Genomic DNA, 8104 nt, shown 5'->3' with positions numbered 1-8104 from the left:
GGACGTGAACCGGCTCCGTGAGGTGCAGCGGCTATCCCATGAGGGCGTCTCGCTCGAGGGGATCAAACGCATCCTGGAGCTCGAAAACCAGGTTGCTGCCCTGCAGCACCGGGTGAGCGAACTGACCGACCTACTGGCCCGCCGCCGGGAGTCAGCGGAATCCCGGATCTTCGCGGCGGGCACCGCCGGTGACGTGGTGAGCCTGGCGCGCGGCCAGCGGCCGCGGCCCCGTTCGCAGGCTGTAGTGGTGTGGCGCCCGCGCGGTGACATCTAGCCTGTTCCCTCGGCCGCCGTTCCCGCTGGCGTTCCCCATTGCCAGAATCACGTGCAGTGCCAAAATAGGGTGCAGCGCCGTAATGGGGTCACCAGCCGCAATGCCGCGGTCCCGGCTCCCGGGCAGAAGGGACGGCGAGGTCATGACCTACATCAAGGACTTTGACCAGCTGGGACGCAGCGACGTGGACGAGGCAGGCGGCAAGGGTGCCAACCTCGGTGAGCTGGCCCAGGCCGGTTTCCCGGTGCCGCCGGGATTCGTAGTTACCACGCCGGCCTACCAGGACTTCGTCAACGCCAACGGGATCGCCGGCAGCATTCTCGAGCTCGCCGCCGTTCCCGCCGGTGCTTCGAACGACGACTACGAGGCCGCCGCGCGGCAGATCCGCTCCCTGTTCACCGACAGCACGATGCCCGAGGAGATTGGTACCGAACTCCGCGCTGCGTACGGGCGGCTGAGCCACCAGGCGGCGGACCTAGGCGAAGAGGACGGTGCAGAGTCCAGCGGCGACTACGCCGCGCGGGTTGCGGTGCGCTCCTCGGCCACCGCGGAGGACCTCGCCTCGGCCAGCTTCGCCGGCCAGCAGGACACATATCTGAACGTCTCCGGGCCAGACGCCGTCGCCGCCGCCGTCATCAACTGCTGGGCGTCGCTATGGAATGGCCGCGCCATGGCGTACCGCGCACAGAACGGCTTTGATTCGTCCACGGTCCGCCTCGCGGTGGTGATCCAGGAAATGGTCGACGCGGCGGCCGCCGGCGTGCTGTTCACCGCCAACCCCGCCACCGGCCGCCGCGACGAGATAGTGATCAGCGCCGCCTGGGGGCTGGGTGAATCAGTGGTTAGCGGGGCCGTCACCACGGACGACGTCGTAGTGGATGCCGCGACGGGCCGGGTAGGGCAGCGCCGGACAGCGGACAAGGACGTCATGACGGTCTACGACGGAACAGGTACCAGGGAGCAGCCGGTGCCTGAAGATAAACGCCGGGTGGCCGTGCTCGACGACGACGCGGCGGCCGCACTTGCCCGGCAGGGAACGGCCATTGCGCAGCACTTCGGGGTGCCGCAGGACATCGAGTGGGCGCAGGCGGCAGGGGACTTCTTCATCCTGCAGGCCCGTCCCATCACCGCGCTGCCGGAGCCCTCGGCCGACGCTCCGACGGAGTGGCCGCTGCCCTATCCGAACGGGATGTACTTCCGGGCCAGCATCGTCGAGCAGCTGCCGGACCCGTTATCGCCCCTGTTCGCCGACCTCATCGACGGCGCCGTGGTGCGGTCGCTGAACGCGCTGCTCAACGAGGCATTCGCCAAGAGCGTGGTGCGGCCCGGGGACGTCTCGCTGCCCACGGTCAACGGCTACGCGTACTACTACTACAACAACGCCGGGATGCGGCGGGTCATGGGCAAATCGCTGACGGCGATGCGGGCGCTGGCCCAGGGCAAGGCCAACATGGGAATCAAGGGATGGCGCGACCACTCGCACCCCATGTACCGCGGGCTCGTGAAGTATTGGGCGGCCAAACCGCCGTCGGACCGTCCTGCTCCCGAACTGCTTGAGGGCATTTCCGCGCTGCTGGACGCGGGCGCGGCGTATTACACCGCTGTGCAGTCCATCATCCCCATCGCCGCAACCAGCGAGATCATGTTCCGGGGCTACTACGACAAGCTCGTCCGGCGGCCCGGCGACCCGTCCGCGGAGGTCTTCCTCATCGGCTACGACAGCGAGCCCATCCGAGCGGAGAAATCCCTGTATGACCTGGCGGTGTGGACCCGCGAAAGGCCGCAGCTTGCCTCGGCCATCACGGAGGGATCAGCGGCCGGCATTGCCGAAGCTCTCCGCAGCGGCGAGCCTCCGGCGGGTGTGGACGGGATTGCGGGGGTGGATCAGGGCCAGTGGGACGAGTGGCGTTCCCGCCTCCAGCGGCACCTGGACCGCTACGGACATGCCGTCTACAACCTTGACTTCGTCAACCCTGTGCCGGCCGATGACCCCTCTGCCCTGCTCGAGACCCTGAGGTATTTCGTGCGGGGGCAGGGGAAGGACCCGCACCAGCGCCAGCAGCGGTCTGCCGACCGGCGGGAGGAGCAATGCCGGCTGATCAGCGCCAGGCTGGGGCCGCGCCGCCGCGCCGTCTTCCGTAAGCTGCTGCGCTGGGCGCAGAAGGCGGCGCCCGTCCGTGAGGACGCACTGGCCGACGTCGGACTGGCCTGGCCGCTGATGCGCCGGATGCTGCTGGAACTGGGGGAACGGCTCACGGCCTCGGGCGTCATCGCCGCGCCGTCCGACATCTTCTGGCTACGCTTGGACGAACTCCGCAACGCCGTCGACTTCGGGCTGGCTACGCCCGGCGCGGCCATCACCGGCACGGACCGGCCCGTGCGGGCAGAGGCCGTTGAGCAGCGCAAGATGCTGTGGCGGGGCCAGCGGAAAGCAGCGGCCCCGCAGCTGCTGCCCGAAAGCCGCTGGATGGAACGTGCGTTTGGCAGCATGATGCCCGCACGGACCCAGCAACAGGCGGGGGACGTCATCACCGGAGTTGGCGCCAGCACCGGGCACGTGAGCGCACCGGCCCGGCTGCTGCACGGCCCCGACGACTTCGCCACCATGCAGCCAGGCGAGGTGCTGGTGGCACGCATGACCACCCCCGCCTGGACGCCGCTGTTTGCGATGGCGTCCGGCGTCGTCACGGACGTTGGCGGCCCGCTGAGCCACAGCTCGATCGTCGCCCGGGAGTACGGCATCCCCGCCGTCCTGGGAACGGGCGTGGCCACCCAGCGCGTGTCCAGCGGACAGCAGGTCAAGGTCGACGGCGACGCCGGCACCGTCACGCTCGGCGGCTAAATGGTCAACTAGGTAGCAGTTCAGGGCATTCTCAGGGCTGGGAACGCCCTGAGCTGCTACCTAGTTGGGGGTGAGCACCCGGATCGGGGAGCCGGCCAGCCACGCCGTGACGTCCTCGAGCGCGCCGCCGAAGAAGGCCCGGTAGCTGGCGTCGGTCACATATCCCAGGTGCGGAGTCAGCAGGGTCCGGGGCGCCCCGAGGAGGGGATGGCCGGCGCGTAGCGGTTCCTGGTCGAACACGTCCAGCGCCGCTCCGCGGATCCACCCCTCATACAGAGCGGTGACCAGCGCCTGCTGGTCCACCAGGGGACCGCGGGCAGTATTCACCAGCACGCCGTCCGGGCCGAGCAGCCGCAGTTCACGTTCACCGACTGTTCCCTCCGAACGCGGCGACAGCCGCAGATGCAGGGACACGACGTCGGACTCCCGGAACAACTCGTCTTTGCCGACCTTCCGGGCGCCTGCCGCCGTGGCGGCCTCTTCGGTCAGGTTCTGGCTCCAGGCCAGCACCTCCATCCCGAAGGCCCGGCCGTAGCCGGCGATGCGCGTTCCGATTTTCCCCAGCCCCACAATGCCGAGGGTTTTGCCGGACAGTTCGAAGCCGACGCCGGTCTGCCAGCGCCCGTTGCGCAGGCTGGCTTCCTCCTGTGTCAGGTTCCGGGCGAATGCCAGCAGCAGCGCCCACGTCAGTTCGGGCGCGGCGGTGGGGGAGCCGCCCGTTCCGCAGACGGTGATTCCCAGCCGTGAAGCTGCCTCCACGTCGATCGAGGCATTGGCGGCGCCGGTGGTGACGAGCAGTTTCAGCCGGGGCAGCTTTTCGAGGACCCGGCCGGGAAAGGGCGTTCGCTCCCGCATGGCAATGACGATGCTGGCTTCCTGCAGGGTCTCCACAACCTCAGCTTCAGTGGCGAGGTGCTGGTTGAACACCCTGACGTCGACGCCACGCTGTTCGAGGGAGCCCCAGTCGGCGAAGCTGTGGGCCACGCGCTGGTAGTCGTCGAGAATCGCGAGCTGGTGCATGCTGTCCTTCTGCCTTAAGACCAAAAGAGGCAGGAACCCGCCGGTGCGGGCCCCTACCTCTTGAGGCTAGTCGAGTGGTGCCTGGTTATGGGATCAGCTGGCCTTGACGGCCAGCACCGGGCAGGATGCCTCCAGCAGGATCTGCTGCGCAGCACTGCCCATGATCAGCTTGCCCACGGGAGTGCGGCGCCGGAGGCCGATCACAATAAGGTCAGCCCGGTACTTCTCCGCCGCCTCCAGCACCTCGTTGGCCGCATCGTTGCCGCGCACCGGCTGCAGAACCAGATGCTCAATCCCTTCCCGCTCCAGCCGCGCCGTCAAGGCGGACATGTCCTCAGCCTGGGCGTAGCGCTTGTCAACGATGGCGTCTCCCCGGGAGGAGTTGATGATAACCAGCCGGCTCTGGCTCTTCTGCGCCTCGGTGATGGCGCGGTCCAGGGCTGCGGTGCCCTCGGCCGTGGGGATGTAGCCGACAATGATGCTCATGATTTCTCCTGTCCGTGGTTGGCATGGGCGGCGTCCGCGCGGCGGCGGCCCGCATCAGGCCCCCGATCAGCGGGTGCCTCAACAGCAGGGCCCTCGACGGCGGCCGGGGCAGCAGGCGCCGCGACTGAGGGTGCGGTAGCGGGCCCGGCAGCGGGTCCGTCCACAGCAGGTCCGCCGGCCACGACGAGTCCGCCAGTCCGGGGACGCCGGGCACGCCAGATCCGTGCCGCCAGCGGCCAGAGGAGTACCAGTGCCACGATGACGTAGACCACGACGGCGACCGGCTCGTTCCAGAGGCCGGACACGTCGCCGGCGCTCAGCTGCAGCGCCTGGCGGAGCTGCTTTTCGAGGCGAGGCCCCAGGATCACGCCGAGGATGAGCGGCAGGACAGGCAGCCCATAGCGGCGCATCATGAAGCCGAGGGCGCCCAGGACCAGCAGAAGCATCAGGTCGAACGCCTGCAGGTTCACCGAGTAGGCGCCCAGCGTGGCGAAGAAGAGGATGCCGGCGTACAAGTAGGGGCGCGGCAGCCGGAGCAGCTTCGCCCAGACCGGGGCCAGGGGGAGGTTGACCAGCAGCAGCAGGAAGTTGCCGATGAACAGGCTGGCGATCAGTGCCCACACCAGCGGACCCTCGTTCTGGAACAGCAGCGGCCCCGGCTGGATGCCGAACTGGGTGAACGCGGCCAGCATGACGGCGGCGGTGGCGTTGGTCGGCAGGCCAAGGGCCAGCATCGGGGTCAAGGTGCCGGCTGCAGCCGCGTTGTTGGCTGCCTCGGGCCCGGCGACGCCCTCGATGGCGCCCTTGCCGAACTCCTCCGGGTGCTTGGACAGCCGCTTCTCGGTCACATAAGAGAGGAAGGTGGGGATCTCCGCGCCGCCGGCGGGCAGCGCACCGAAGGGGAAACCGAGGGCAGTGCCGCGCAACCACGGCTTCCAGGACCGCTTCCAGTCCTCCTTGCCCATCCACGGCCTGCCGACCGGGATGATCTGCAGCGGGGTGCGGCGCAGGTGCGCCGCCACCCACAGGGCTTCACCGACGGCGAAGATCGCCACGGCGATCACGACGACGTCGAGGCCGTCGGAGAGCAGCGGCAGGCCGAAGGTGAGGCGGGCCTGGCCGGAGACGAAGTCGAGGCCAACGAGGCCGATTGCCAGACCGAGTCCAAGGGAGGCGAAGCCGCGCAGCTTGGACGAGCCCAGGACGGCGGTGACGGCGAGCAGGGCCAGGACCATGATGGCGAAGTAGCTTGGGGCGCCAAGGCTCACAGCGAACTGCACGACGATCGGCGCGAAGACCACAAGGAGCGAGGTGCCGATGGCGCCGGCGACGAACGAGCCGATGGCCGCCGTCGCCAATGCCTGGGCCGCCTTACCGGCCTTTGCCATCAGGTTGCCCTCGATGGCGGTGATCACCGAGGACGATTCGCCGGGGGTGTTAAGCAGGATCGAGGTGGTGGAACCGCCGAACATGCCGCCGTAGTAAATGCCGGCAAACATAATGAACGCACTGGTCGGTTCAAGGACGGTGGCCACCGGGAGCAGAAGTGCCACAGTCATGGCCGGGCCGATGCCGGGCAGGACGCCGACGGCGGTGCCCAGGATGACGCCGATCAGGGCGTACAGGAGGTTCATGGGGGTCAGCGCGGTCGCGAACCCGTCCATGAGTGAGGACAGGACGTCCATCTAGAGAATCCCTTCAAGGAGCCCGGCGGGAAGGGCAATGCCCAGGCCGAGGTAGAAGCCGTAGAAGGTCAGGAGCGCCAGAGCCAGGGAGATCAGTCCGTCGCGGACATAGTGTCGGCTTCCGAGCGCCCAAACGCTGCCCCAGAAGAGCACCGTTCCGGAGATGACCCAGCCGGCCCAGTCGATCAGCAGGATGTTGGCGATGAAGGCGCCGGCCAGAGGCAGGACGGTCTTCCAGTCGCTCGGGTGGGTCAGGTCGACGTCCTCGCCGGCCTCGGCCTCACCGCGTCCGCCCCGGAGAACGTTCACTGCCAGCAGCACGGCGCAGATGAGCAGGAGTCCTCCCACGATGATCGGCAGGGCCTTGGGGCCCACCGGATCCGACTGGGAGTACGGCACAACCAGGCGCGCTGCGTCAATGAGGACCAGGGCGCCGACCGCCCCGAGCAGGGCTGCGACGCCCAGCTCGGAGCGGCCTTTGAGGCGGGAGGCCAAGGAGGTCACGCCAGGCCGAGCTTCGTCAGGACGTCGGCAACGCGCTTGTCCTGGTCGGTGAGGAAGGACTTGAATTCGTCACCCGTGACGAAGGCGTCGGTCCAGCCGCGCGTCTTCAGCGTTTCCTTCCATGATGCTGACTCATGCATCTTCTCCAGCGTGGCGATCAGGGCGTCGCGGTCGGCGTCGCTGATGCCGGGAGGGGCCACGATGCCGCGCCAGTTGCTGAAGACCAGGTCGATCTTGGATTCCTTGAGCGTGGGGGCGTCAACTCCTTCAAGGCGGTTCTCGCCGCTGGTTGCCAGGACCCGGATATCGCCGGCCTTGATCTGCTGGATGTATTCACCGGCGCCGGAAGCCGCGAAGCCCAGCTTGTTGCCGATGATTGCCGGAAGCAGATCGCCGCCGCCATCGTAGGAAACGAAGTTAACCTTCTTGGCATCGATGCCCACGGCACCGGCAAGCTGCATCGGCAGGAGGTGGTCCGGACCGCCGGCCGAGGAGCCGCCGCCGACGCTGACCTTGGACGGGTCCTTCTTCCACGCCGTCACCAGATCGTCGATGGTCTTGTACGGCGAGTCCTTGGACACCATGATGGCGCCGGGCTCTTCGATGAGCCGGGCCAGCGGGGTGGTATCGGTCAGCTTCGACTGGGACTTGTTGGTGTAGCTTGCGCCGACGACGCCAAGGCCCATGAGCATGGCGAGGTCGCCGTTGCCCTTTTCGTTGACGATGCGGGCCAGGCCAACAGTGCCGCCGGCGCCGGCCAGGTTGAAGACCTCGGGGTTGGTGGCAAGCTTCTCGTCCTCGAGTACCTTCGCCGCGGCGCGCGCCGTGGTGTCGTAGCCGCCGCCGGGCGTGTTCGGCACCATGATGCGAAGCCCGGCGAGGGGTGCGGTGCTTGCTCCGCTCGTGGAGGGGCCGGCGGCAGTCTTGCCGGTAGCTCCGCAGCCGGACGCCATCAGGGCGATGCCTGCGGCTACTGCGGCCACGCGCAGTGCGCTCATTCCGCGCATCTTGTTCCTCTTCTCGTTTTGAACCGTTTTGAACCGTTTTGATCGGGTGCTTCCGATGCTAAGGCCGAACGTGACGGGGCTCACGCTTGTGTAAGCAGAGAAAGTTAAGTTCATTTCGTTCACGTTTCCGGCTCCCCACCACGTTGCCCGCCGAGGTGTTCTGTACGGGGTTCACGCGTTGTGGACTCCGCGGAACACACCGCCCAATGTCCGGTAGCGTGTCCCGTATAGTTCACCCCCACCCGCAGACTCACAGGAAGAACAGCAGCACATGACTCGACGGCGA

7 protein-coding genes are annotated in these 8104 nt (G+C 67.8%); 2 read left to right on the top strand and 5 right to left on the bottom strand.

The annotated features are described in order from the left end of the window. Together G9E11_RS09475 and G9E11_RS09470 are read left to right on the top strand one after the other, a co-directional pair. The coding region (locus G9E11_RS09475; RefSeq protein ID WP_479686150.1) for a MerR family transcriptional regulator at positions 1–274 on the top strand (274 nt) is incomplete at its 5' end. Between the two features lie 142 nt (positions 275–416). After that, positions 417–3116: a PEP/pyruvate-binding domain-containing protein gene (locus G9E11_RS09470; RefSeq protein WP_190605046.1), complete on the top strand. Its 2700-nt coding sequence runs from the start codon at positions 417–419 to the stop codon at positions 3114–3116. Between the two features lie 60 nt (positions 3117–3176). Here G9E11_RS09470 and G9E11_RS09465 read toward each other — a convergent pair whose 3' ends face one another. The 5 genes from G9E11_RS09465 to G9E11_RS09445 form a co-directional block, all read right to left on the bottom strand. Continuing rightward, positions 3177–4136 (bottom strand): D-2-hydroxyacid dehydrogenase family protein, encoded by a 960-nt coding sequence (locus tag G9E11_RS09465; RefSeq protein ID WP_190605045.1) that lies wholly within the window; start codon positions 4134–4136, stop codon positions 3177–3179. Between the two features lie 93 nt (positions 4137–4229). Beyond that, positions 4230–4622, bottom strand: coding sequence for a universal stress protein (locus G9E11_RS09460; RefSeq protein WP_190605043.1), 393 nt, complete (start codon positions 4620–4622; stop codon positions 4230–4232). Next, positions 4619–6307 carry a tripartite tricarboxylate transporter permease gene (locus tag G9E11_RS09455; RefSeq protein ID WP_190605041.1) on the bottom strand — a complete coding sequence of 563 codons (1689 nt, stop codon included), beginning with the start codon at positions 6305–6307 and terminating at the stop codon, positions 4619–4621. The genes G9E11_RS09460 and G9E11_RS09455 overlap by 4 nt, the downstream gene beginning before the upstream one ends. Then, positions 6308–6811, bottom strand: a complete 504-nt coding sequence (locus G9E11_RS09450) for a tripartite tricarboxylate transporter TctB family protein (RefSeq protein WP_190605039.1) — start codon at positions 6809–6811, stop codon at positions 6308–6310. It lies immediately after the preceding gene. Further along, positions 6808–7818: a Bug family tripartite tricarboxylate transporter substrate binding protein gene (locus G9E11_RS09445; RefSeq protein WP_190605037.1), complete on the bottom strand. Its 1011-nt coding sequence runs from the start codon at positions 7816–7818 to the stop codon at positions 6808–6810. The genes G9E11_RS09450 and G9E11_RS09445 overlap by 4 nt, the downstream gene beginning before the upstream one ends. Positions 7819–8104 lie beyond the last annotated feature (286 nt).

This window comes from Arthrobacter ipis (assembly GCF_014694315.1).
Lineage (GTDB): Bacteria > Actinomycetota > Actinomycetes > Actinomycetales > Micrococcaceae > Arthrobacter > Arthrobacter ipis.
Note: the sequence above shows the minus strand (reverse complement) of the source record. Positions and strands in the feature narration are given on the sequence as shown.